A 1,327-nucleotide genomic window follows, 5' to 3' on the forward strand; every position below is an offset into this window, starting at 1 on the left:
TTAAAGCCGGGCAAATACACGGTATCTGTAGAAGTTCAAGAAGGCCAAGCGAGCCCGAATGTTCTACTGGCTGGCACTGTTGAACAGGTTCGTATTCCGAGTTCAGGTGGCGCAGCATTGGTCAATGTTAATGGCGTTGGCAACGTTCCTTTCTATCAAATCACTCAGTTTGGTGCTTAACCAAATAAGCAAATCAGAGGTCTTTTATGAGTTTTAACATCGCACTAAGTGGTCTGGACGCGACCAACACAGAGCTAAACACGATCAGCCACAACATTGCCAACGCTTCAACGTATGGTTTTAAAGGTGCGCGCACAGAGTTCGCAGCGGTATACAACGGCATGCAACCTGGCGGCGTAGAAGTTGCGTCTATTTCGCAAAACTTCGATAAAAACGGTTCAATCACGGGTACTGGTCGTTCAATGGACTTGGCGATCAACGGCAGCGGCTTCTTTGTGACAAAAGATCACATGGGTCAAACGCTTTACACTCGTTCTGGCGTATTTGGTACGGATAAGAGCAACTTTGTAACAGCGAACAATGGCGCGAAGTTGCAAGGTTACAGCGTAGATAGCAACAACAACTTGATGACGGGTTCTGTAGGTAACATCCAAGTATCAACATCGTCACTCAACGCGAAAGCGACAGATAACCTTGATTTTGTTGCGAACTTCGATGCAAGTGCAAAAGCGATTGATAAAGCGGTAACGCCGTTCGATCCAGCGGATCCAACCTCGTTCAACTCTTCTTACACGACACAGGTGTACGATTCACTTGGCAACTCTCACACCGTGACGCAGTACTTCACTAAAACGGCAGACAACGCATGGGAAGTGAACGTGCAAGTCGACGGTGGTAAGACTCCTGTTTCAACCATTCCTGTGACGTTTAATAAAGACGGTACGTTAGCGGCGCCAACAGGCTCTTTCAATGTGGCATTCCCTGCTGCGGGCGCAAACGCAATGAGCGTTGATATCAACCTAAAAGGCAGCACGCAATTTGGTGCTGCGTTTGGCGTGAGCACAAACAGTCCGAACGGTTACACATCTGGTGAGCTTGCAGGCGTGCGCGTAGAAGACAACGGCATGGTTTACGCAACTTACACTAACGGTCAATCACAGCTTCAAGGCCAAGTGGTTCTGGCTGATTTTGCTAATACGCAAGGTCTAGCAAAAGTGAGCGGCACTGCGTGGACACAAAGCTTTAGCTCTGGTGCGCCGATCATGGGCGTTCCGGGTTCTGGCACGCTGGGTAACTTGACTCCAGGTGCATTAGAGGGCTCAAACGTCGACCTAACCAGTGAGCTTGTGGCATTGATGACAGCACA

2 protein-coding genes are annotated in these 1,327 nt (G+C 49.1%); both read left to right on the forward strand.

All coding sequences use genetic code 11. The annotated features are described in order from the left end of the window. A partial coding sequence (locus R7P67_RS24655) for an FLgD tudor-like domain-containing protein (RefSeq protein ID WP_411912815.1) occupies positions 1-180 on the forward strand: 180 nt, incomplete at its 5' end. A 26-nt stretch (positions 181-206) separates the two neighbouring features. Next, on the forward strand, positions 207-1,327 hold a 1,121-nt coding region (gene flgE, locus R7P67_RS24660; RefSeq protein ID WP_318086297.1), incomplete at its 3' end, for a flagellar hook protein FlgE.

It is taken from the genome of Vibrio sp. Vb0937 (assembly GCF_033338855.1).